General features: G+C 72.3%; 21 protein-coding genes. 9 read left to right on the top strand and 12 right to left on the bottom strand.

Features of this window, described 5'->3' with window-relative positions:
* The first annotated feature begins 24 nt into the window (after positions 1–24).
* The gene (locus tag ACZ7MY_RS10410; protein ID WP_499600904.1) at positions 25–1,326 is read left to right on the top strand and encodes a hemolysin family protein; all 1,302 of its coding nucleotides are present in this window, start codon (positions 25–27) and stop codon (positions 1,324–1,326) included.
* Entirely contained in the window at positions 1,323–2,354 is a 1,032-nt protein-coding gene (locus tag ACZ7MY_RS10405; RefSeq protein WP_499600903.1) for a hemolysin family protein, read from the top strand. Before ACZ7MY_RS10410 ends, ACZ7MY_RS10405 begins: the two co-directional genes overlap by 4 nt.
* A 95-nt stretch (positions 2,355–2,449) precedes the next feature.
* On the opposite strand, the gene ACZ7MY_RS10400 is transcribed toward ACZ7MY_RS10405, so the two are convergent.
* The gene (locus ACZ7MY_RS10400) at positions 2,450–2,689 is read right to left on the bottom strand and encodes a twin-arginine translocase TatA/TatE family subunit (protein WP_499600901.1); all 240 of its coding nucleotides are present in this window, start codon (positions 2,687–2,689) and stop codon (positions 2,450–2,452) included.
* Positions 2,690–2,852: 163 nt separating this feature from the next.
* On the opposite strand from ACZ7MY_RS10400, the gene ACZ7MY_RS10395 reads away from it, so the two are divergent.
* Both ACZ7MY_RS10395 and ACZ7MY_RS10390 read left to right on the top strand, forming a co-directional pair.
* On the top strand, positions 2,853–3,236 hold the full coding sequence (locus ACZ7MY_RS10395) for a BlaI/MecI/CopY family transcriptional regulator (protein WP_499600900.1): 384 nt from the start codon (positions 2,853–2,855) through the stop codon (positions 3,234–3,236).
* A gap of 8 nt (positions 3,237–3,244) precedes the next feature.
* On the top strand, positions 3,245–4,246 hold the full coding sequence (locus ACZ7MY_RS10390) for a M56 family metallopeptidase (protein WP_499600899.1): 1,002 nt from the start codon (positions 3,245–3,247) through the stop codon (positions 4,244–4,246).
* Between the two features lie 92 nt (positions 4,247–4,338).
* Here ACZ7MY_RS10390 and ACZ7MY_RS10385 read toward each other — a convergent pair whose 3' ends face one another.
* From ACZ7MY_RS10385 to ACZ7MY_RS10355, 7 genes are all read right to left on the bottom strand, one after another.
* The gene (locus tag ACZ7MY_RS10385) at positions 4,339–4,794 is read right to left on the bottom strand and encodes a tellurite resistance TerB family protein (protein ID WP_499600898.1); all 456 of its coding nucleotides are present in this window, start codon (positions 4,792–4,794) and stop codon (positions 4,339–4,341) included.
* A gap of 125 nt (positions 4,795–4,919) precedes the next feature.
* Positions 4,920–7,514: a Pls/PosA family non-ribosomal peptide synthetase gene (locus ACZ7MY_RS10380; protein WP_499600897.1), complete on the bottom strand. Its 2,595-nt coding sequence runs from the start codon at positions 7,512–7,514 to the stop codon at positions 4,920–4,922.
* A gap of 228 nt (positions 7,515–7,742) precedes the next feature.
* Positions 7,743–9,170 (bottom strand): rifampin monooxygenase, encoded by a 1,428-nt coding sequence (gene rox, locus ACZ7MY_RS10375; protein ID WP_499600896.1) that lies wholly within the window; start codon positions 9,168–9,170, stop codon positions 7,743–7,745.
* A 210-nt stretch (positions 9,171–9,380) separates the two neighbouring features.
* Positions 9,381–9,977, bottom strand: a complete 597-nt coding sequence (locus tag ACZ7MY_RS10370; RefSeq protein ID WP_499600894.1) for a hypothetical protein — start codon at positions 9,975–9,977, stop codon at positions 9,381–9,383.
* A 133-nt stretch (positions 9,978–10,110) separates the two neighbouring features.
* Positions 10,111–10,560, bottom strand: coding sequence for a DUF2199 domain-containing protein (locus ACZ7MY_RS10365; protein WP_499600940.1), 450 nt, complete (start codon positions 10,558–10,560; stop codon positions 10,111–10,113).
* A gap of 334 nt (positions 10,561–10,894) precedes the next feature.
* Entirely contained in the window at positions 10,895–11,458 is a 564-nt protein-coding gene (locus ACZ7MY_RS10360) for a DinB family protein (RefSeq protein ID WP_499600893.1), read from the bottom strand.
* A gap of 218 nt (positions 11,459–11,676) precedes the next feature.
* Positions 11,677–12,297 carry an L-threonylcarbamoyladenylate synthase gene (locus ACZ7MY_RS10355; RefSeq protein WP_499600892.1) on the bottom strand — a complete coding sequence of 207 codons (621 nt, stop codon included), beginning with the start codon at positions 12,295–12,297 and terminating at the stop codon, positions 11,677–11,679.
* Positions 12,298–12,507: 210 nt separating this feature from the next.
* On the opposite strand from ACZ7MY_RS10355, the gene ACZ7MY_RS10350 reads away from it, so the two are divergent.
* The gene (locus ACZ7MY_RS10350) at positions 12,508–13,119 is read left to right on the top strand and encodes a PadR family transcriptional regulator (protein ID WP_499600891.1); all 612 of its coding nucleotides are present in this window, start codon (positions 12,508–12,510) and stop codon (positions 13,117–13,119) included.
* Positions 13,120–13,232: 113 nt separating this feature from the next.
* Here the strand turns inward: ACZ7MY_RS10350 and ACZ7MY_RS10345 are convergent, their stop codons facing one another.
* The 3 genes from ACZ7MY_RS10345 to ACZ7MY_RS10335 all read right to left on the bottom strand — a co-directional run bounded on the left by ACZ7MY_RS10345 (position 13,233) and on the right by ACZ7MY_RS10335 (position 15,924).
* The gene (locus ACZ7MY_RS10345; protein WP_499600890.1) at positions 13,233–13,859 is read right to left on the bottom strand and encodes a hypothetical protein; all 627 of its coding nucleotides are present in this window, start codon (positions 13,857–13,859) and stop codon (positions 13,233–13,235) included.
* A gap of 166 nt (positions 13,860–14,025) precedes the next feature.
* Complete coding sequence (locus tag ACZ7MY_RS10340) at positions 14,026–14,454, bottom strand: type II toxin-antitoxin system Rv0910 family toxin (RefSeq protein ID WP_499600889.1); 429 nt, start codon at positions 14,452–14,454, stop codon at positions 14,026–14,028.
* A gap of 174 nt (positions 14,455–14,628) precedes the next feature.
* Entirely contained in the window at positions 14,629–15,924 is a 1,296-nt protein-coding gene (locus tag ACZ7MY_RS10335) for a ThuA domain-containing protein (protein ID WP_499600888.1), read from the bottom strand.
* Between the two features lie 594 nt (positions 15,925–16,518).
* Between ACZ7MY_RS10335 and ACZ7MY_RS10330 the strand changes: the two genes are divergently transcribed.
* The 3 genes from ACZ7MY_RS10330 (at position 16,519) to ACZ7MY_RS10320 (ending at position 21,245) form a co-directional block, all read left to right on the top strand.
* A complete protein-coding gene (locus tag ACZ7MY_RS10330; protein WP_499600887.1) occupies positions 16,519–18,750 on the top strand; it encodes a pectate lyase-like domain-containing protein in 2,232 nt (743 codons plus the stop codon).
* Positions 18,751–19,049: 299 nt separating this feature from the next.
* On the top strand, positions 19,050–20,477 hold the full coding sequence (locus tag ACZ7MY_RS10325; protein WP_499600886.1) for an RICIN domain-containing protein: 1,428 nt from the start codon (positions 19,050–19,052) through the stop codon (positions 20,475–20,477).
* A gap of 72 nt (positions 20,478–20,549) precedes the next feature.
* Complete coding sequence (locus tag ACZ7MY_RS10320) at positions 20,550–21,245, top strand: pyridoxine/pyridoxamine 5'-phosphate oxidase (protein WP_499600885.1); 696 nt, start codon at positions 20,550–20,552, stop codon at positions 21,243–21,245.
* A 4-nt stretch (positions 21,246–21,249) separates the two neighbouring features.
* On the opposite strand, the gene ACZ7MY_RS10315 is transcribed toward ACZ7MY_RS10320, so the two are convergent.
* Positions 21,250–22,170, bottom strand: coding sequence for an AraC family transcriptional regulator (locus tag ACZ7MY_RS10315; protein ID WP_499600884.1), 921 nt, complete (start codon positions 22,168–22,170; stop codon positions 21,250–21,252).
* Positions 22,171–22,325: 155 nt separating this feature from the next.
* Between ACZ7MY_RS10315 and ACZ7MY_RS10310 the strand changes: the two genes are divergently transcribed.
* Entirely contained in the window at positions 22,326–23,408 is a 1,083-nt protein-coding gene (locus ACZ7MY_RS10310) for an aldo/keto reductase (RefSeq protein ID WP_499600882.1), read from the top strand.
* The last annotated feature ends 82 nt before the right edge of the window (positions 23,409–23,490 follow it).

The following is a 23,490-nucleotide window of genomic DNA, read 5'->3' as shown; positions in this document are numbered from 1 at the left end:
AAGCGTGGGAACGGAGGTGACACGGTGACCGAAGTGCTGCTCCTCCTGCTGGCCCTGGTGCTGACCCTGGCCTGCGCGGTGTTCGTCGCGGCGGAGTTCTCCCTGACCACGGTCGAGCGCGGCGAGCTGGAACGATCCGCCGCCGCCGGCGAGCGCGGCGCGGACGGCGCCCTCGAGGCCGTGCGGCGGCTGACCCTCCAGCTGTCCGGCGCGCAGCTCGGCATCACGGTGACCTCACTGATCATCGGCATGCTTGCCGAGCCGTCCCTGGCGGTCCTGCTGAGCGGCCCCCTCCAGGCCGTCGGCCTGCCCGAGGGCGCCGCGTCCGTGACCGGGACCGTCCTCGGCGTGTTCGTCTCGACCGTCGTGCTGATGGTGATCGGCGAGCTGGTCCCCAAGAACTGGGCGATCTCCAGCCCGCTGGCCGTCGCCAAGGTGGTGGCCGGGCCGCAGCGCGGCTTCACCGCGGCCTTCTCACCCCTGATCCACCACCTCAACGACACCGCGAACCGTCTGGTGCGCCGCTTCGGCCTGGAACCGGCCGAGGAACTGGCCTCCGCCCGCACACCGGACGAGCTGCGGGCCCTGGCCCGGCACTCCGCCGCCGCGGGCGTGCTGGAACCCGACTCCGCCGAGCTCTTCGTCCGCACCCTCCACCTGAGCGAGCTGACCGCGGAGAACGTCATGACCCCGCGCGTGGACGTACGGGCCCTGGAGGCCCACGCGACCGCCGCCGACGCCGTGGCGCTCTCGCTGGCCACCGGCCTGTCCCGCTTCCCCGTCCACCGGGACGGCCTGGACGAGGTCATGGGCACCGTCCACATCCGAGACGTGCTGGCCCTCCCGGCCGGGGAGCACGCCACCACGCCCGTGGAGGCACTGGCCACCGCCCCGCTGCTCGTCCCCGACAGCCTGCCGGTGAACCGGCTGCTGGACCGGCTGCGCAGCCGCCGCACCATGGCCGTCGTCATCGACGAGTACGGCGGCACCGCCGGTGTCGTCACCGTCGAGGACGTCGTGGAGGAGGTCGTCGGCGACGTGCGCGACGAGCACGACCCCCAGCGGCGGCCCGACCTCGCCCCCGCGGACGACGGTTCCTGGGAGGCCGACGGCAACGTCCGCATGGACCAGCTGGCCGGCATCGGCCTGACCGCGTCCGACGGCCCGTACGAGACCGTCGCCGGCCTCGTCTCGACGGAGCTGGCCCGCATCCCCGCCCCCGGGGACAGCATCGATCACGACGGCTGGCGGCTGACCGTGCTCAGCGTCGACCACCACGTGGCCGAGCGGGTTCGCGTCGCACGCATCGCGGAGGACGCCCGATGACCGCGCTGCAGCTCGCCGTCGGCGCCCTCACCCTGCTGACCAACGCCTTCTTCGTGGGCGGTGAATTCGCCCTGATCTCCGTACGCCGCAGCCAGATCGAGCCGCGCGCACAAGGAGGCGACCGGCGCGCCCGCACCGTGCTGTGGGGCCTGCAGCACCTGTCCGCCCTGCTGGCCACCGCGCAACTGGGCATCACCGTCTCCTCGCTGGTGCTGGGCGCGGTCGCCGAGCCCGCCATCGCGCACCTGCTGGAGCCGGGCTTCGAGGCCGCGCACGTCCCGCACGGGCTGGTGCACCCGATCTCGTTCGTGATCGCCCTGACGGCGGCCACCTACCTGCACATGCTGGTCGGCGAGATGGTGCCCAAGAACATCGCGCTCGCCGCGCCCGAGCGCTCCGCGCTGCTGCTCGGCCCGCCCCTGGTGGCCGTCACACGCGCGCTGCGGCCGGTGGTCTTCGGCATCAACGCCTTCGCCAACGCCCTGCTGCGGCTGCTGCGCGTCGAGCCCAGGAACGAGGTCGCCGCCGTCTTCACCGACGACGAACTGGCCCGCCTGGTCCAGGACTCCAGCGCCGCCGGACTGCTCGACGCCACGGGCGGCGAGCGCCTGCGCGACGCCCTGGAACTGGGCAGCCGCCCGGTGGGGGAGATCCTCGTGCCGGCCGCCCGCATGGTCACCGTCGGCGAGCGGGTAACCCCGGACGAGCTGGAGCGGACCGCCACCGCCTCCGGCTACTCGCGCCTGCCGGTCACCGGCCCCGACGGGGGTGTCCTGGGCTTCCTCCACATCAAGGACACCCTCGGCGTCGCCGAGCGCGACCGGCCCTTCCCCGGGAGCGCCCTCCGCCCCGTCATCAAGCTGCGCCCCACCACCCCGCTGGACGACACGCTCACCGCCCTGCGGGCCGCGGGCACCCACCTGGCCGCGGTCACCGCGGACGACGGCACGCTGCTCGGCTACGTCACCATGGAGGACGTCCTCGAGGAACTCGTCGGCCCCGCCAAGGAGGTCGAGGAGCCGGCCTGATCCGTCCCTCCCCCGGCGGGCCGCCCGACGGCCGCCCGCCGGGGGACGTCACGCGGGCGGCGCGACGGCCCTTCGGCCGGGTGGCCGGGGAGGTTTCAGCGGCCGGAGCCGCCGGGCTCGTCGGACGTGCGGGTCACGTCCCCGGGAGCCGCCCGGATGACCCGCGGGGCGGGCCGCTCGGCCGCCGGGTCTTCGTCCGCCTTCATGGCCGCGGCCTCGCTCTTGAGGATGCGGGTGGCCTTGCCGGCGGAGCGGACGAGGTCCGGCAGCTTTCTGATGCCGATCACGACCACGACCACGATGAGCAGCAGGGCGAGTTCGCTGAGGCCGAACATCGTGCGGATTCCCTCCGGCTGGACGGGGCGCGCGGCGCCCGAAGTGACGACCCTTTGAAACTACAGCACTGTAGTAGGCGTGGGCCAGGGCGCACGGCCGCCGATGGCTACGATGAACCGCCCCGGCCACGGCGGGTGCCGCGGCCGGCTGGAGGGAGACGGGGTGAGGGACCGGGTGCACGGCAGGCGGCGCGGTCAGGGCGAGTTGGAGGCCGAGGTGCTGGCGGCGCTGCGCGCGGCGCCGGGGCCGGCGAGTGCGGCGAAGGTGCAGGAGGAGCTGGACTGCGCCCTCGCCTACACCACGGTGGTGACCATCCTGACGCGGCTGCTCGCCAAGGGCGCGGTGACACGGGAGCGGGCCGGCCGGTCATTCGTGTGGACCCCGACCGCCGACCAGGCGGACCTGGCGGCGCTCCGCATGCGCAAGGTGCTGGACGGGGAGCGGGACCGGCAGGCCGTCCTGGCCAGCTTCGTGACCGGACTGCTGCCGCAGGACGAGCAGATGCTGCGCGAACTGCTGGAACAGGCCGGGGAATCCGAGGAGTAGGGCGGGCCATGGGGGTCTTCGTCTTCCTTCCGCTGGTCCTGCCCCTGACGGCGTGGCCCGTCGCCCGGCTGGCGGCGCAGCACCTGCACCCCCGCACGGCGACCTGGCTCCTGTCGGCGTTGGCCGGGGTGCTCGCGCTGTGCAGCACGCTCTGCCTGGCCCTGCTGATGGTGGTCGGCACCGCTCAACTGCCGGGCAACCCGCTGCCGGACGGCTGGTCGGACCCGCAGGTGCGTGCGGCGGTTCCGTACGACGAGATCGCCGGCAAGGCGGCCATACCGGGCCTCGCCGTCGTGCTCGGCGCGTGCGCGCGGGCGGTGTGGCGGCACCGCGCGGTCCACGCCCGGGCGCGGCGCGCGCTGGAGGGCCTGCCGGCGGGCCCGGTCGCGGTGCTGCCCGACGGCACGCCCTACGCGTACGCGCTGCCGGGCCGCCGGCCCCGGATCGTGGTCAGCACGGGGATGCTGGGCCGGCTGACCGCCGGCGAGCGCCGCGCCCTGTTCGCCCACGAACGGTCCCACCTCGCCCGCCGCCACCACCGGTTCCTGCTGGCCGTGCACCTGGCGGCGCGGGCCAACCCCTTCCTGCGGCCGCTGCGTTCCGCGGTCTCCTACACGACCGAACGGTGGGCGGACGAGGAGGCCGCCCGTACCGTCGGCAGCCGTCGTACCGTCGCGCTGGCCATCGGCCGGGCCGCACTCGTCTCCGCGGGGGCTCCGGGTGCGGGCCTCGCGGGCCTCTCGGGCTTCGTGGGGTCCCCCGGTTTCGCCGGCTCCGCCGGTTTCGAGGGGATCACCGGGCTCGCCGGGTTCGCGACGACGGGCCCGGTGCCGCGCCGTGTCGCCGCCCTGCTGGCGCCCGCCCCCGCCGGGCGCGTATGGCCGCCGGTCTGCACGGCGGTGGGCCTGGCCGCCTGGGGCGCCGCCGCGGGCACCGCCGCCTCGGCGCTCTCCTCGGCGAACGCCGCGGTCACCCTGTTCCTCGTCCTGCACGCGGCCACCCCGCTGTAGGCCGCCGGCCGGGGGTGCTGCCGCCGGGGCGGACGGCAGCACCCGGTCGTCCCGCCGGTCCCGGCCCGTCCCGGTGGCGAGGCGCCTGCGCCCTAGAGGTCGAACTCGTGCGGCGGCAGGCCGAGGGTGTGGCAGGCCTCGCGGACGACGGCCTGCTCGGTCTTGTCGAAGTCGCCGTCGGCGCCGCCGATGACGATGCCGATCTGGACGACGGCGCGGGCCTCGGCGGGCTTCTTGGCGGCCTTGGCGATCTCCTGCAGCACGCTGACCTTGCCGAAGTCGAAGTCCGAGGTGAGCTTGGCGAGGTTGGCGTCGAAACGGCGCTGGAGGTCCGTCGCGTCGAAGTTCTGCAGGACCTCGTTGGTGGCGATGAGCTGGGCGACCCGGCGCCGTTCGGACGGGTCGATGGTGCCGTCGGCCGCGGCGACGAGCGCGCACATCGCCATGGCGGCGTCACGGAAGGCACCGCTCTTGAGGTCGTTCTTCTTGGCCACGAGTTGCGTCTGCATGGTGGCGGCGGATTCCTTGATGCGGTCCCACAGGGGCATAAACGCTCCAGGTCTCGGCGGAGCCCGGACCGCCTCCCGGACGGGCTCCCGCGTTTACTACAGCGCTGTAGAAACGGGAGCCGGCCCAAGAAGGTTCCCCGCGGGGCGGCTTCGACCGGGCGGCCTCAGCCGGGCGTGCCGGGCGTGCCGGGCGCGCCCGCCGCGGTGTCCCGCATCTCCCGGGCCGGGTTGCCGCCCCAGCGGGCCCGCTCCGGCACCTCCTCGCCCTTCATCAGGAAGGAGTCGGGCGCCAGGACCGCCCCGTCGCCCATCGTCACGCCGTAGTGGACGAGGGCGCCCACGCCGACGGTGCAGCGGCTGCCCAGCGTGGTGCGGTCCGACTTGAAGGTGCCGTCCTCCTGCGAGTGGCACTGGATCCGGGTGCCCTCGTTGAGGACGCACTCGTCGCCGATGCTGACCAGGGACCGTTCCGGCACGTAGCAGCCGTCGTCGAAGACCCGGCTGCCGATGCGGACGCCGAGCAGCCGCCAGACGACCGTCTTGAAGGGCGTGCCGTTGAACACCGCGATCGCCTCGGTCGGGTTGGTGATCTTCCAGTAGCGCTCGTGCCGCCAGAAGGGGCGTTCGTAGATCGAGCAGTACAGCGGCCGCAGGCCGTGCCGGCCCGCGGTGGCGCGTTCCGTCAGCACCATGCCGGCGACGGCGAACAGCACGGTGAGGACGTTGGCGAGCGCGATCACGGCCGGACCGAACGTGCCGTAGAGGTCCGCGGCCGCCGACACGACCAGGGCGACCGCGAAGAAGAACAGCCACCGCGAGCCCAGGTGCAGGGCCATGGTGGCGGCGTTGTGCCGGTTCTTGGCCGCCAGGCGGCGCCGGAACGCCACGCGGTCCCGGACGAGGTGGTCGAACCTGCTGTCGCGCAGGACGGACCGGGGGATCTCGAAGCTCGGAGAACCGAGGAGGCCGACGCCCTCCCGTACCTCCCCGTCGAGCGGCACCATCACCTTGGTCGCCAGCAGGCAGTTGTCGCCGGTCCTGGCCCCGGCGGGGAACGCGATGTAGTTGCCCAGGAAGTTGTGCGGGCCGATCGTCACCTCGGACGTGCGGAAGGAGGTGCCGGTGTAGTCGGTGTTGATGACCGACAGCCCGTCGGCGACCATCGTCCCCCGGCCGACGCTGGTCAGGCGCGGGGTGTCCTGCCGCACCGTGAGGCCGAAGTTGGAGCCGGTCTGCTCGACCTCGCCCAGGTCGTACCCGAGACGGCCCAGGTAGCCGACGATCGCCGAGCTGTCGCCGAACAGGACCTTGTGGAAGCGCCGGTTGGTGAGGAAGCCGACCGCCCGGTGCACCCCGTAGCGGAAACCGTACAGGGGGTAGTCCCGGCCCGGCCGTACGACGGGACCCAGCACGCGCGGGACGGTCACCGAGAGCAGGGCGCCCACGACGACGGCGCCGAAGAAGAAGATCGCGGAGGCGGCCAGGGCGTCGGCGTAGAACGTCCAGCCGGCCGGCGCCGTGGGCCCGGGGGCCAGCAGCGCGCGGAATTGCGGGACCGCGGCCGTCAGCAGGGCCGCGCCGCCGACGGCCAGGGGCACGTACAGGACCAGGGCCGTCAGCACCTGCGTCGACGCGTACGCCGTCCTGCGCAGGGTGCCGCAGCGGGCGGGGCCGGTCGCGCGGCGGTAGTCGACGTCGGTGGGCTGGGCCGGGGAGCCGTGCCAGCGTTCGCCGGCGGGCACGGACTGGCCGGCGTGCAGCGAGGAGGAGTGGCCGAGCTGGGTGCCGTCGCCCATGGAGGTCCCGATGTCGAGCACCGTCGCCTCGCCGATCAGCACGTCCCGGCCGAGCGTGACCGGGCCGGTCCTGATCACCCCGGACTGCGCCCGGTAGCAGTTGAGGAAGGCGTCCTTGCGGATGACGGTGTCGTCGCCGACGGTGAGCAGGTCGGTGCAGACCGGCACGTGGCGGGTGAAGACCGTCACCCGCCGGCCGATCCTCGCGCCCAGCGCCCGCAGGTAGAGGGAGTAGACGGGGGAACCCGCGAACAGCGCCAGCGGATTCGCCCGGATCAGCGTCTTGGCGCACCAGAAGCGGACGTACGCCAGGCTCCACAGCCGGATCTCCCGCGGGCGCCACCGGCCGACGAGCACCCACTTGCCCAGGATCGGCAGTACGCAGACCCCGAGGAAGACCACGGCACCGAAGAGGACCGCACGCAGGTAGGTGCCGAGCAGACCCGAACCGTCCGCGATCCACTCCACGCCGGCCGTGAGGACGAGGGCCGCCGCGAAGGAGTACGCGAGGAAGAACAGCAGTTGGAGCGTCGCGCACAGCGCGTAACGCGGCGTGCCCGACGGGCCACTTGGCGTGCCCGGCGTGCCCGGTCCGTACGGCGCCGTGCCCGTCGCGGGGGACGCCGCGAGAGCCGGCGCGGGTGCCGGGGGCGGGACGACCTCCGCGAGGGCCGCCGCCAGGCTCCTGACGGTGGGGTGACGGTAGACGTCCTTGATCGAGACGGGCGGCACGTCCTCGCGCTTCCTGAGCCGCGCGCAGAAGCGGGCCATGACCATGGAGTCCGCGCCGAGGTCCGTGAAGAAGTTGCTGTCGAGCGGGACCCGCTCCGCCTGCACGACCGGGGCCAGGACTTCGGCGATCACCCGTTCGCGGCCGGTGGCGGCGAACGTGTCGCCATCAGGGCCGGTATCGGGATCAGGGTCGGGATCAGGGGTCAGGACGTCGACCGGGATGTCCGCCATGGCGGCTCCAAGTGGGGTACGGACCACCCGCCCTCGGGCCGGCCACCGAGGCGGCACGCCTCGGCCGGCGTCCGGGCGGGCGATCCGGAAGCGGTGGGTGTGCCCTGTGTCCGGCATTGGGGGATCTTTGTGTCGTACTCGCAGTCTCGGCCCCGGACGCCGCGAATGCCACTCGGCCGCATGGTCACCGTGGGCAACTCCCGTCCGGCGGAGGGTGATATCCCCTGGTCAGCCGGTGGGAGTGCCGAACCAGCGGGCGAGGGCGGCGAGGAGATCCTGCCGGTCCGCGCCGACCCAGGCGACGTGGCCGTCGGGGCGCAGCAGGACCGCGGGGACGTCCGGCTCCCCACCGGCGTCGACGACGTGGTCGACCCGGTCCTCCCAGCCCGCCGCGGACAGCGCGCCGCCCGTACGGTCGAGCAGCAGGCCGCGGCCGGCGTGCATCAGCGCGTACAGCCGTCCCTGCTTCAGCTCCACGTCCCGCAGCCGGCGGCCGAGCAGTTCGTGGCCCTCGCCGAGGTCGTAGCGGACCGCGATCCCGGTGATCTTCCCGATCAGGTGCCGGTTCACCTCCTCGAAACCCATCAGCTCCGCCAGCAGTCCGCGCACCGCCCGCGGCCCCGGCTCGGCGGACAGCAGGTGCATCTGCGCGCGGGTGTTCTCCAGCACGTCGGCGGCCACGGGGTGCCGTTCGGCGTGGTAGCTGTCCAGCAGCCCCTCGGGCGCCCGGCCGAGCACCGCCGCCGCGAGCTTCCAGCCGAGGTTGAACGCGTCCTGGAGGCCGAGGTTGAGCCCCTGCCCCCCGGTCGGCGGATGGACGTGCGCCGCGTCGCCGGCGAGCAGCACCCGCCCCACCCGGTAGCGCTCGGCCTGCCGGGTGGCGTCACCGAAGCGGGAGAGCCAGCGCGGCGAATGCACGCCGAAGTCGGTGCCGGCGATCGCCCGCAGCCGTCCTTTGAACTCCTCCCAGGTCGGTGCCGCGCGGTCCTCGGCCACACCCTCGGCGGGCATGATCACGCAGTACCGCCCGTCCGGTTCGGGGATGACGCCGAACCGCTCCCGCGTCCTGCGGACCTCGGCCACCACGGCGGCCACCGTCTCCGGCGGCGCGGCCACCTCCATCTCGCCGATCAGCGTCTCGACCCTGGAGGGCTCGCCGGGGAAACCGACGCCGAGCAGCTTCCGCACGGTGCTGCGTCCGCCGTCACAGCCGACGAGGTAGCGCGAGCGCAACCGCGTCCCGTCGGCCAGTTCGGCGGTGACCCCGTCGTCGTCCTGGCTCAGCCCGGACAGTGCGCGGCCGCGCCGGATCTCGACGCCGAGGCCGGCGGCGTGCTCGGCCAGCAGGCGTTCGGTGACCGGCTGCGGGACGGCGAGGACGTACGAATGGGCGGTGTCCAGCCCCTCGGGCCAGTGCTTGCCGAGGCCGCCGAAGAACCCGCCGGACGTGACCTTCCTGCCGTGCGCGAGGAACCGCTCCAGCAGGCCCCGCTGGTCCATCACCTCGATGCTGCGGACGTGCAGGCCGCGCGAGCGGGTCTGCACGCTCGGCTCCGCGTCCCGCTCCAGCACGAGCACCCGTACGCCCTGCAGCCGCAACTCGGCCGCCAGCATCAGCCCGGTCGGCCCGCCGCCGACGACGATGACGTCGATCATCAACACACCCCACCCCGTGGTTTCCGGTTCAGGGCGGTGATTCTGCGGCACAACGGGGGCCTTGCCGCAAGGCCCCCCGTGCGCTATAGCTTGAGAGTGGCAAGGAGCGGGCGCTCCTTGCCTTTTGTCTTCGGCGGACTTGGCCGTCGTGCCGTCGAAGCGGCGCACCGCGGCCCGGGCGTCGACCGGGCCGACGGCTGGAGTCGACGCCTACTGCTGCGCGGAGTCGCGCTCCTCGGAATCCTGCTCCGCGGTGCCGGTTTCGAAGTAGACGTCGAGGACGGCGTCGAACTCATCGTTCCAGGCCCGCAACCGCCGTCGGCTGGGCGCGTCCACCCACGTCTCGAACCAGCGGCGCTCGGACAGGTAGACCGTGACGCCGAAGCGGTGCCCCCACTTGGGGAGGTCGACCTCGACCGCGCGGATCTCCTTCCAGCGGAACTCGGCCTCGGTGTCGTCCAGCCGGAACGCGAGGCCATGCCGGTCCGCCCGGATCGCCCCCCTGCGGTCCGCCGCCTCGAACACCCGCTCCTCGCCGGAGCCTTCGGTGCCTTCGTCGTCGTCGACCTCGTCGTCATCGGTGTCGGTGGCGGACTCCTCCGGGGTCGCGTCCTCGGCATCGGCTTCGGCCTCGGCGGGCGACGGCGCGGCACCGGTCGTCACGTCGGCCGCACTTCCGGTCTCGGAGGCGGCGGCCTCGGTTCTGTCGTCGCCCCCCGGTTCCGGCGCGAGGATGCCGGGGACGTAGGCCGGATCGATGCCGGCGGCCTGTACGAGCGGGATGTTCGGACCTCTGCTCTGCTCCACGGCGGGCAGTATGGCTGATCCGCCTGTGCGCCCGACACTCGCCCCGGCGTTCGGGTCCGGCCGCACTGTCGCGCGGCTGTCCTGTCTCAGCGAAGTTCGACCAGTCTCAGTGAACTTCGGCCGACGCGGCCCGTCACGCCGGGTGGAGCACCGCCATGGCGATCTCACGCACGCGGTCCTGCGTGATTCCGGAGCGCTGTTCGACGGCGAGCGGGTGGTCGGTGGGCTCCAACTCGATGAAGGGCCGCTTGCCGACCGGTCGGGTGTGAGCGTTCGTCTTGAGGTTGGTCGTGCTCTCGGGATAAAGCGCGAGCTCGGTGCTGAGCCAGCCGAAATACGGCTTCTCGGCCTCGCGGCCCTCCGTGTTCCACACCTCAAGGGCACGGGCGAAGTTGTCCCTGCTCAGTGAGACCCAGACGCCCCAGGAGAAGACGTCCTGGCTGCCGATCACGGGTATCTCGATCAGGCCCCTGACGAAGAAGTGCCGGCCCTTGATCACGCACTGGTCGGACGACAGCATGCTGTCCGGATCACTCTCGAAGCTGTGGTCCCACACGTCCGGGGCCATCGTCGAGTAGCTCATGGGGAGCTCTGCGTGGCGCTCGCCGCAGCACGAGCACGTGAAACCGAGATCGTTGGACATGCCGTGAGCCTAGCGAGCCCTGCACGGGGGTCGCCCTTGACCGTCCAGTCGCTCGCGGCGCGCTGCCGTCGTCATTCAGCGCCCGACTGGTCGGCCCCAGCCGGTGAAACCTCGATGAGACGCACAGGCCGGTCGTCAGCGGCGCACGCCGCAACCCGAAGCACCTTCCGGCCACAGGCCGGCTCATCACCGGAAAGGCCTCTCGGCGGCAGCAGCCACGGAGCGTCAGGGAGTCCACGTACGTTTCCGAAGCTCGATCGCCGGTTGCCGAGAGTCATATTCGGCGCGGTGCGGCTCCGTCCTGCCGGCGGTAGAGGTCGCGCAGCAGGGAAACCTCGGCGCCGTGATGGATCAGCTCCCTGTTGACGTGCAGGACCCTGTTCTCCATGGGAAACCGCTCGGGACCCACCGTGGGCGGATTGTCCAGGTCGGCGTCCGTGAGCTCGCGGACCCCCGCGTTCCAGCTCCCATACATCTCATCGAGCTGTTCCAGCGCCTCGTCAGCGGTCCCCGCGTAGGCGAATGTCCGGGAGTCGACGTCCTGGCGGCCGAAGTACCACCCGACCCGATAGCCCAGGCACGAGACGATGATGTGCGCCAGCCGCCAGGCAATCGTGGTCACCGGCGCCGGCACCGGGGCAGGGGACGCGGAGTCCATCGTCCATTTCCCCGAACCTTCCGGCACCGGTGCGGCCGACGTGTCACGTGGGCGGATGCTCCAGCAGCCCCGCACCGGCTCCCAGAAGTACTCCTCGTCGGTAAGACCGTCCAGCCGTGGCCGCAGGTTCTTGCGCCAGTACCAGTCCAACTGCTCGGCGAGCCGCTCACTTCTTGTCATTGCCGCACACTACAGACCCGTCGAGCAGAGGATCGTCGCCGTCTGCGGTCATCCTCCACTGTCGATCGGCCTTCGCTGGCAATCGATCAACACTCACTGACGCAGGTCGACAGTTCCTGTCCCGTCTCAGTGAAGTTCGAGCGTTCTCAATGAAGTGTGACCGGTGCCCTGCCTTCGCGGCTGTCGAAGCTGCGAGGGGCAGGGCGACCGGCGGGGCCTCACTCGAACCGCGAGGTGTCTCCCGCGCCCCGCCGTACGATCTCTGCAACGCCGCCGGAGAAGTCCACCACCGTCGTCGGCTCGGTGCCGCAGTCCCCGGAGTCGACCACGGCGTCCACCGCGTGATCGAGCCGATCCTTGATCTCCCAGCCCTGGGTCATCGGCTCCTCCTCGTCCGGCAGCAGCAGTGTGCTGGACAGCAGCGGCTCGCCCAATTCGGCCAGCAGCGCCTGGGTGACCACATGGTCCGGGATGCGCACACCCACGGTCTTCTTCTTCGGGTGCAGCAGCTTGCGCGGCACCTCACGGGTGGCCGGGAGGATGAAGGTGTAGCTGCCGGGTGTGGACGCCTTCACGGCCCGGAACACGTCATTGTCCACCTGCACGAACTGGCCCAGCTGCGCGAAGTCCCGGCACACCAGGGTGAAGTGGTGCCGGTCGTCGAGGTGGCGGATCGAACGGATCCGGTCCATGCCGTCCCTGCTGCCCAGTCGGCAGCCCAGCGCGTAACAGGAGTCGGTGGGGTATGCGATGAGTGCTCCCGACCGCACGGCGTCGGCGACCTGGGCGATGCTGCGGGGCTGGGGGTTCTCGGGGTGCACGTCGAAGTACTTCGCCATCTGCCGAGCTTATGCCGTACCCGGGTGCCGCACTCGCGGGGCCGCGCCCCGTCGTCGCAACTACCGACAGCCCAGTCGTCAATCTTCGGTGAGACCGGTGCATCTGCGCTGGGACACGACAGTTCCGCAGGCGGGAGGGCCTTGCTCTGCGACTGTTGCCGATATATCGTTGAAGCATCGCGACCGTACGACGATGGAAGGAGCGTCACCATGCGTTCCCATGGACATGGACACTTCGGGCCCGGCCATCACGGCCGCGGCGACCATGAGCAGGAAGGGCGGCGTGCGGCCTTCGGGCCGTTCGGACCGCCGTTCGGCGGGGGGCCCTGGGGGCCCGGGCCGTGGCACGGCGGGCGGGGCGGCAGGGGAGGCCCGCGGGGCCGGGCGAGGCGCGGCGACGTGCGTGCCTCGATCCTGGCGCTGCTCGCGGACCGGCCCATGCACGGCTACGAGATGATCCAGGAGATCGCCGAGCGCAGCGGCGGCGCGTGGAAGCCGAGCCCCGGCTCGGTCTACCCGACGCTGCAACTGCTCGAGGACGAGGGCCTGATCAGCAGCGCGTCGGAGGGCGGCAAGAAGCTCTTCACGCTCACCGAGGCCGGCCGTACCGAGGCCGAGGCGGGGCCCGACGCCCCCTGGGAAGAGGCCGGGCGCGGCATCGACTGGGAGGCCATGAACGAGATCCGCAAGGCGGGCGCCGGCCTGGTCGACGCCTTCCGGCAGGTCTGGGCGACCGGTACGCCCGAGCAGCGCGACAAGGCGCTCGGCGTGGTCAACGAGGCCCGCAAGAAGCTCTACCTGATCCTCGCCGACGAGGACTGACAGCCCTCTGTACGCCGGTGGCCCGGGACGCACACGTGTCCCGGGCCACCGGCGTCCTTCGATCGAGAGCATCCCCACGCCACGACGAACACGCCCCCGTCGGCACGCGACCTCTACGGGCAGGCCTCGCCGAACTTCACGGCCTTGAAGGCGATCGGCTGCCCCGTGAGCCCGGCGCCTGCGGCGGGCGCTTGCGAGCACACCTTCCAGTTGCTCTCCATGAGGATGAAGCGGTCCTGCCCGGAGGCGTCCTCCGCCGTGATGCTGGTCGCGGCGGTGAGCGTCGTGCGGGCCACCTTCACGGAGGTGCCCGTGAGGTCGGGCATCGTCGCGCCCGCCGCGGCCGGCGGGGAGGCGTCCCGGGCGGGGCAGGACTCCGTGAGCTTCACGGTGCCGAAGTCGACGGTGACGGTGGTGGACCGGCTGCCCGGGACGGGGCGCTGGAAGCAGACCTTCCAGTCGCGGTCCCAGATCTGGTCACGCCCCCGGCCCAGCGCGTCGTGCGAGTCCAGGCGGTAGAAGCCCAGCGTCTGGGCCTTGTCCTGGGCGGCCTGCAGACCCATGCCGGCGAACGAGGGCAGGTCGGCCGGCCCGGCCGTGGCGGGAGCGCTCGCGGCCGGCCGTCCGTCGCCCGTGGTGCCGCCGCCGTCGGCGGGAGCGCAGGCCGTCGTCGCGCCCGCGAGGGCGGCGAGTGCGAAGGCGGCGGCGGAGCGTACGGCGGCGGTACGGGCGATCTGCATGGGCGGGGCTCCCCTGTCGGTCCGTCGGCACGGCACGGCCGGCGCAAGCGGTACCGTACCCGGGCACATCGGATCAATGCCCCATCGTCCACGTGTGGGTGACGAGCAATCAGCGACGAGTGACGTGGGGCCGCCCCACGGACCGTCCGGTGTCTCCGGTCCCCGGCTACTCGACGAGGCCGGCGAGCTTGCGCAGCGACTCGTGGAGCGCCGCGGTGGCGGTGTCCTTGAGCTTGCCCGCCATGAGGGCGACGGCCGCGCCGTTGAAGGAGCCGTCGATGCGGACGTCGGTCTGGTCGCCGTCCGGGGTCAGGCTGTATCGGGTCAGCAGGTCCACGGCCATCGGGCCCTTGCCCGCGATCGCGAACCCGCGCCCGGGGTCCAACGAGGTGACCTCCCAGTTCACCTCGGCGGGGAACCCCATCAGCTTCATGTTCTCCCGGTAGGTCGCGCCCGTCTCCAGCGGCTGGGGACCGCCGTCGGGGAACCCGGTGTGCGTGGTGCTCCACTGCGTGTGCGAGCTGAAGTCGGTGAGGGTGCGCCAGACCTTCTCGGCCGGTGCCGCGATGCGGGCCTGGGCGGAGACCTCGGCCATACGACCACACTCCCTTGCGTCGGCGAGTGGGCGGAACGTAACCGCCGTGGCCGGAAGTTTCAATACTGACGACCTGTCAGAAATGGTGAGGGCCGGTGCCGGGGCGGGCCGGACACGGAGGTGCCGCCCCGGCCCTTGTGGGGGCGGGGCGGCACCGGGATCCCGTCGTCCGGGTCAGGGACGGACGACGAGCTGGAAGGACTGCGCGGCCGAGCCGTCGCAGGTGCGCTGGACGAGTTGGGTGCCGCTGGGGTCGCCGGTGGGGGCGGTGAGGCACTTGCCGCTGTGGCGGGCGGTGAAGTGGTAGCGGCCGCCGGACTCGGCGACCGGCCTCCACTGCTGGTTGCCGCCGCCGCCGTACGTCCAGAGCTGGAGCGGGGCGTTGTCGGCGGTGGAGACGTCCGTGACGTCCACGGCCTTGGTGGTGTCGTTCCGGGCGGCCAGGCGGGCGTACCCGCTGTCGGTGGACAGCACGCGGAAGTCCTGCGCGGTGGTGGAGTTGCAGGTGTACTGCTGGATCACGGTCCCGTTGGCCGCGGCGGCGGCCCGGGCGTCCACGCAGCGGCCGCTGCCGGCGTTGACCAGGGAGTACCAGGACGTCTCGGAGATCGGGTCGGTGGGGGCGGGGTCGCCCGTGGAGCCGGTGCCGAGCCACTTGAGCCCGTCGAGCAGGAAGGTGTTCTGGGTGGCGCTGGCGAAGGTCGACGACAGCCGGGTGTTCGTGTCGTAGTTCATCGCGTTGTGGCCGAAGTTGGCGTACAGCATGCGGTACTTGGTGTTGGTCCACAGGATCGGGTAGTAGCCGCTGTACCAGGACTGGTTGGGGTCGGTGCCCAGGGGGAAGCTGACCGGGTCGACGGACGCCAGGACGTCGATGTCCGGGTTGTTGCGCAGGTCGTTGCTCCAGCTGTACCACTCGCTCACCGACGAGGTGAACGTCGCCGGCAGGTGCGAGGTGGCGGGGTGGGCGCGGTCCTCGACGCGCAGCGTGGCGGCGGTGGGGCCCCAGGTGTTCGAGCGGAAGTTGCCGCTGCCCAGGAACTGGTTGTAGTACCAGGGCCAGCTCTGCGCGTTGTCGGTCCAGGCCGAGACGTGGAAGCCCAGCCAGGCCCCGCCGCCGCGCATGTACGCCTCGAAGCCGGAGCGCTGGGCGGCGCTCTGCGGGGCGTCGTCGAGGAAGAGGACGACCTGGTACTGCTTCAGGGCGGCCGCGTCGGTCAGCAGGTTCCAGTTGGTCGTCGAGGTGTACGTGAAGCCGTTGGCGGCCCCGGCCTGCGGGAACCACTGGTTGGCTTCCTTGACGAAGTCGATGTGGGCCGCGTCCCAGGTGCCGTTGTAGAACGCCAGCACCTTGAAGGGGGCGGCGGCGGGGGCGGACGTGGCGGGCGCCGCGACGGCGCCCAGGAGGACGGCGAGCAGCAGTAACAGGCGGGCGGCGGCGCGCCTCGCGGCGCTCGTGGCACGGGTCATGGGGGGAGGTCCTTCCCGGTCGGCGGGCGCGTGTGGGGGGCGCCGGTGGGGGGATGGGGGGTGGGGGGAGGCGGTGGGGAGGCCTTCGTCAACTCGTGATTTAAGGTGTGAAGGAAGGGTGCAGTCAAGACTCTGGTACAGACCAGTACGGTCCGTGCAGGTGGCCGCCGTTGATCAGCACTTCCTGAAGGGTGGTCAGGGCCGGCGGGCCCAGTGGGGTGGCCCACCGGGCAGGGCGCGTTCAAGTGTTGTCCGGCCCAAAGGCGCCGGGGCCCGCCCGCCGCGCCCCGCCGTGCCGTCCCGCATCGGCCACCAGCAGCACAAACACCCTGCCCGCGCGTCGAGTTGAGGCATTACCACGAATCCTGCGGCGTTCGAAATCCGTAGCGCGACCTCTTGACGTGTCCGCTGCGGAAGCCTAACTTCACGCCGTGAAGAAAGGTCGTTCCGACCTTTGAGCTGCTGTCGCACGGCCGGGCGCCCGCGCCCGGGCCACCCCCCACCCCGTCGTGACACGTCATGCCGCCGCACGCTTCGGCATGCCCGCTCACATCCCCCCACGGCGCCGCGCCCCGCGCGGCACAGGAGTCATCCATGAGAACCCTCGGAGCGCCGCCCCGCGGCGTCCCCGGACGCGGTCGCGCCCGGCGCCGCGTCGTACCGCTCGCGCTCGGCGCGCTCTTCGCCTCGGGCCTGTCAGCCGTCGTGCTGACCGCCCCGCAGGCGCAGGCCGCCACCCTCCCCACCGGCTGGGTGACCGTCGCCGCCAAGCACAGCGGCAAGTGCGTCGACGCCGCGGCCGCGGCCACCGCCGACGGCACCGCCGTGCAGCAGTACGCGTGCAACGGCACCACCGCGCAGCAGTGGCAGTTCCAGGCGACCAGCGACGGCTACGTCCGCGTCAACAACCGCAACGACGCGAGCAAGGCCTGGGACGTCACCGACGTCTCCACGACGGACGCCGCACCCGTCCAGCTCTGGTCGTACTCGAACGGCGCCAACCAGCAGTGGCTGCCGGTCGAGGAGGCCGGCGGGAGCTACCACTTCGTGAACCGCAACAGCGGCAAGTGCCTCGACGTGCCCGCCGCCTCGGTCGCCGACGGCGCCCGCATGCAGCAGTACACCTGCAACGGCACCGCCGCGCAGTCCTTCAGCCTGGGCTCCACCGACGCCCCGCAGAACCCGCCGGGCACCCCCGACCTCGGCCCGAACGTCTCGGTCTTCGACCCGTCGATGTCCTCGGCCGCCATCCAGGGCCGGCTCAACCAGGTCTTCGGGCAGCAGGAGTCGAACCAGTTCGGCTCCCAGCGCTACGCCCTGCTCTTCAAGCCCGGCAGCTACAACGTGGACGCCAACGTCGGCTTCTACACCCAGGTCGCGGGCCTCGGCCTCTCGCCGGACGACGTGACGATCAACGGCGCGGTCCACGCCGAGGCCGACTGGTTCCAGGGCAACGCCACCCAGAACTTCTGGCGTTCGGCCGAGAACCTCTCCGTCAACCCGGCCGGCGGCATCGACCGCTGGGCGGTCTCGCAGGCCGCCCCGTACCGCCGGATGCACGTCCGCGGCAACCTGCAGCTGGACGACGGCGGATGGTCCAGCGGCGGACTGATCGCCGACTCCAAGATCGACGGCCAGGTGCGCTCCGGCTCGCAGCAGCAGTGGCTGTCGCGGAACAGCCAGTGGGGCAGCTGGACCGGCTCCAACTGGAACATGGTCTTCGTCGGTGACGTGAACGCGCCCGCGAACACCTTCCCGAGCCCGCCCTACACCACCGTCGCGCAGTCCCCGGTGACCCGCGAGAAGCCGTTCCTGTACGTGGACCCGGCCGGTGCGTACAAGGTCTTCGTCCCGGCGCTGCGCACCAACACCCAGGGCACGACCTGGGCGGGCGGCAGCCCCGCGGGCAGCTCGCTGCCGATCGACCAGTTCTACGTCGTCAAGCCCGGCGCCACCGCCACCGACATCAACGGCGCGCTCGCCCAGGGCAAGAACCTGCTCTTCACGCCCGGCGTCTACCACCTGAACCAGACGCTGAACGTCAACCGCGCCGGCACCGTCGTCCTCGGCCTGGGCCTGGCGACCGTCATCCCGGACAACGGCATCACCGCGGTGAACGTCGCGGACGTCGACGGCGTCAAGATCGCCGGGCTCCTCATCGACGCGGGCACCACCAACTCGCAGACGCTGATGCAGGTCGGCCCCGCCGGCTCGTCCGCGCGGCACACCGCCGACCCGACCTCGCTGCACGACGTCTTCTTCCGCATCGGCGGCGCGGGCGTCGGCAAGGCCTCCCAGAGCCTGGTGGTCAACAGCTCGGACGTCATCGGCGACCACATGTGGCTGTGGCGCGCCGACCACGGCAGCGGGGTGGGCTGGAACAGCAACACCGCCGCCAACGGCCTGATCGTCAACGGCACGAACGTGACGATGTACGGGCTGTTCGTGGAGCACTACCAGCAGCACCAGGTGATCTGGAACGGCAACGGCGGCCGTACGTACTTCTTCCAGAACGAGATGCCGTACGACCCGCCCAACCAGGCGGCCTGGATGAACGGTTCCACGAGGGGCTACGACGCCTACAAGGTCAGCCCCTCGGTGACCAGCCACGAGGCCTGGGGCCTGGGCAGCTACTGCTACTTCAACGTCAACCCGTCCGTCGTCGCCGACCGGGCCTTCGAGGTGCCCGCGGTGTCCGGGGTCCGTTTCCACGACATGGTGACGGTCTCCCTCGGCGGCACGGGCACGATCAGCCACGTCATCAACAACAGCGGGGGGCCGTCCAACTCCGCGAACAACGTGGCCAACCTCGTCTCCGGTCCCTGACCCGGCCGGACGACAGCAGGCGGGGTCGCCGCCGTCCGCACGGCGGGCGGCGGAGACCCCGCCACCAGGCATGCCCGCGCGCCCCCAGGCCGCCGTCGCGGCTCCCAACAAGCCGGTGCCGCAAGGGGTATTGACGTGAGGCTGGTCTAGTCCATACCGTCATCGGCCATCAGCTGTTCATGTAGTGAGGCGACGTTCACCTACATGAATGGCTGTCCAGGCCCCCCACCCCGCTCCTCCCCCCAACGGCTTGCCCCCCACGACGCGCACTCAGGTCGCGCACACGAAGGAGCCGTCCCGTGCTGAAATCCGCCGTCAGAGCCCTCACCGCCGCCCCCGCCGTCCTCGCGTTGGCCGCCACCGCAGTCGTCGCCACCGGCGGCTCCGCGAGCGCCGCCGCCAACCCCGGCCCCGGCTTCCCCGCCCACTACGCCGCTCCCTACGTCGAGACCTGGAACTCGCCCTCGGCGATGACAGGCGCCCGCAACGCGACGGGCCTGAAGTACTTCACGCTCGCCTTCGTCATCGACGGCGGCGGCTGCAACGCCCTGTTCAACGGCGACACGCCCGTCACCGACGCCGGCTGGACCTCCGCGGTCAACTCCCTGCGGGCCGCCGGCGGCGACGTCATCGTCTCCTTCGGCGGGGCCTCCGGCACCGAGATCGGCCTCTCCTGTACGAGCGTGTCCGCGCTCAAGGCCCAGTACAAGAAGGTCGTCGACGCCCTCAACCTCACCCGCGTCGACCTCGACATCGAGGGCAGCGCGATCGCCAACACCGCGGCCAACGACCGCCGCAACAAGGCCCTCGCCCAGCTCCAGCAGGAGTACGCGGCCGCCGGGCGCAGGCTCGACGTCCAGTACACCCTGCCGTCCATGCCCAACGGCCTGGACGACAACGGGACGAAGCTGCTCTCCAACGCCAAGAGCAACGGGCTGAACGTCAACCTCGTCAACATCATGACGATGGACTACTACGACGGGACCCGCGACATGGGCAAGGCGGCCACCGACGCCGCCACCGCCCTGCGCGGCCAGCTCGGCGCGATCTGGCCGGAGAAGTCCGACGCCCAGTTGTGGGCGATGGAGGGCAACACCCCGATGATCGGGGTCAACGACGACACCAGCGAGATCTTCACCACCGGCAACGCCACCACGCTCGCCAACTTCGCCAAGTCCAAGGGCATCCAGGAACTCGCCTTCTGGGCGCTCGGCCGCGACAAGGCCTGCGCCACCAACGGCCAGCTCTCCGACAGCTGCAGCGGCACCCCGCAGAGCGCCTGGCAGTTCTCCTCCGTCTTCAACACCGTGACCGGAGGCGGCACCACCCCGCCGCCCACCGGCTCCACCGGCCAGGTCACCGGCCTCGGCGGCAAGTGCGTCGACGTCGCCGCCGCGAGCAGCGCCAACGGCACCGCCGTCCAGATGTACGACTGCAACGGCACCACCGCGCAGCAGTGGACGGTGGGCACCGACGGCACCCTGCGCGCCCTCGGCAAGTGCATGGACCTCACCGCCGCCGGCACCGTCAACGGCACCAAGGTCCAGCTCTACGACTGCAACGGCACCGGCGCCCAGGTCTGGCAGCGCGGCAGCGGGGACACCCTGGTGAACCCCGTCTCCGGCAAGTGCCTGGACGTCACCGACAAGTCCACCGCCAACGGCGCCCGGCTGCAGATCTGGACCTGCGCCGGCGGCACCAACCAGCAGTTCCACCTCCCGGCCTGACGGCCCCACCGCCGCCGCCCGGCGCACCGCGGATCCGCGGCGCGCCGGGCGGCCGCATGCCAGGATCGGGACGTGACCGACGACCAGGCACCCGTGACCGCCGAAGCCCTCCGGGAACGCATGCGCTCCGCGCCCGTCCTCGCCGGGCCCCTCCCGGCCTTCGACCCCGCCACCGCAGGACCGGCACCGGGGCCGCTGTTCGCCCGCTGGCTGGCGTACGCCCTCGACGACGGGGTCCCCGAGCCGCACGTCATGACGCTCAGCACGGCGGACGCCGGCGGCCGGCCCTCCGCGCGGGTCCTCATGCTGCGCGGCGTCGACCTCGACGGCCCCTCCTTCGACTTCGCCTCCGACGCGGGCAGCCGCAAGGGCCGCGACCTGACGGACCGCCCCTACGCCGCGCTCAGCTGGTACTGGCCGCGGCACGGCCGGCAGATCCGGGTGACCGGACCGGTCGGGGCCCTGGACCGCGCCGCCGCCCGCCGCGACTTCCTCGGCCGCCGCGAGGCCTCCCGCGTCGCCGGCTTCACGGGCACGATGAGCGCCCCGCTGGAGGGCCGCGCCGCGTACGAGGAGGCGCGTCGCCGGGCCACCGGGCACGTCGCCGCCCACCCCGACGACGTGCCCGAGGGCCACACCGTCTACCGCCTCGTCGCCGACGAGGCCGAGTTCTGGCAGGCCGCCCCCGCGCAGGGCCACGTCCGCCTCCGCTACACCCGCGACCCGGCCGTCCCCGACGGCTGGGCGCGCGGTCTGCTCTGGCCCTGACCCCTCAGGGCAGGTGCCGCACGCCCGCGGGGGTGGCGACGGCGCGGACACGGGCGGCGTCCTGACCCGGCGGGGCGCCGAACAGACGGCGGTACTCGCGGTTGAACTGGGTGGGACTGGAGTAGCCGACGACGTGGCCGACGCCGGCGACGTCGTCGGGGCGGGCCACGAGGAGGGAACGGGCCTCCTGCAGCCGGATGCGCTTCTGGAACTGCAGCGGGCTCATCGTCGTCACGGCGCGGAAGTGCCGGTGGAAGGCGGACGGGCTCATGCCGGCGAGGCGGGCCAGGTCGTCGACCCGCATGGGCTCCGCGTAGTTGTCGCGGATCCAGTGGATGGCCCGGCTGACGTGCGACAGCCCGCTGTCGGCCAGGCCGATCTCGCGGACCATGGCGCCGTGCGGCCCGGTGAGCAGCCGCCACAGGATCTCCCGCTCGACCATCGGGGCGAGCACGGGGGCGTCCGCGGGATGGTCGAGCAGCCGCACCAGCCGTACGACGGCGTCGAGCAGTTCCGGTCCGGCCCCGCCGGTGGCGAGCGCGGGTGGGGCGGACGTGGCGCGGGCCCGGCGGCCGGGCGGTGCCTCCAGCAGCAGCGGGGCGATGGCGGCCGCCCGCAGCACCATCCCCATGCCCAGTGCCGGGTCCCGCGCGCTCACGTCCAGGTAGTGGCCGGTGACCGGCAGGACAGCGGTGACCAGCAGGTACTGCCCCGCCCGGTAGTCGTGCACCTCCTCGCCGAGCAGCAGGCGCTTGCCACCCCGGGCCATGACGACCAGTAGCGGCTCGGTCAGCGAGTAGTCCGGCGGGGCCGTCGCGACCCGGGACAGCAGCAGTCCGTCGACCGCGGTCCGCAGGGAGGGCCGGGCGTGCGTCGCGATGAGGTCGCGGAGCTCGGCCAGGAGGAGTCCGGGAGGGGTGCGCACCCCCTCACCGAACCACCCGCGGACACGGCCGGGCAAGCCCGATCCGGGCGAAGTCGGCAGGATCGGGCAAGAGCCCGCGAGGATCGGTCTACCCCGGCGGAGCGGCCTCCCGTTGCATGGAGAGCACCGAATCCGACGCACAAGGGAGCACGAACATGCCGCTCGACCACTACGTCACCCTCGGCCGGTCCGGGCTGCGGGTCAGCCCCTTCGCCCTCGGCGCGATGACCTTCGGCGAGGACCCCGGCGGCGCCGGGTGCGGCGTCGAGGAGTCCGAGAAGATCCTGGCCACCTACCTGGACCACGGCGGCAACTTCGTGGACACCGCGAACTTCTACACCAACGGCCACTCCGAGCGGATCCTCGGCGACTGGTTCGCCGCGCACCCCGGACGCCGCGAGCACGTCGTGCTCGCCTCGAAGTTCTTCACCAACCTCTTCCCCGGAGACCCCAACGGCGGCGGCGCGGGCCGCGGTTCGATCGTCGCCCAGCTCGACGAGACCCTGCGCCGGCTGCGGACCGACTACCTGGACCTGTACTGGCTGCACAACTGGGACCGGCACACGCCGATCGAGGAGACGATGCGCACCCTCGACGACCTGGTGCGCGCGGGCAGGATCCGTTACGTCGGCTTCTCCAACACCCCCGCCTGGCTGACCGCGCAGGCCCAGACCACCGCGCTGCTCAAGGGCTGGACCCCGCTGATCGCGCTGCAGGTCGAGTACTCGCTGCTCGCCCGCACCGTGGAGGGCGAACTCGCCCCGCTCGCCCTCGACCAGGGGATGGCGCTCGTGCCGTGGAGCCCGCTGAAGAACGGCTTCCTGTCGGGCAAGTACCGGCGCGGCGGCACGGTCGCCGACTCCGCGCGCACGGCGTTCGTGGGCGGCCCAGGGGAGGACGAGTACCTCGTCATCGAGGAGGTCGCCGCCGTCGCCGACGAACTCGGTACCACCTCGGCCGCGGTGTCCCTGGCGTGGCTGCGGGCCCGCGAGGGCACCGTCGTGCCGATCGTCGGCGCCCGGCGCCTGCAACACCTCGAGGACAACCTCGCCGGCCTCGACACCGTCCTCGCGCCGGAGCACCTGCGGCGCCTGGACGAGGTGTCCGCCCCGGTCCTGGGCTACCCGGCGCCCCTGCACGGGGCGATGCGGGCGATGCTGCAGTTCGCGGGCACCACGGTCGACGGCGAGACGTCCGCGGTGTACCCGCCGCTGCTGCAGAGCGACGTCCGCTACTGAGCGTTTGTGCGGCGCCCGGACCCGGACCCGTTCCGGGGCCGCCGTCATCCCTGAGGAGGACACCGCGTACGGGCGCACCCGA

The sequence above is a fragment of the Streptomyces sp. NPDC111520 genome, assembly GCF_055635295.1.
Note: the sequence above shows the minus strand (reverse complement) of the source record. Positions and strands in the feature narration are given on the sequence as shown.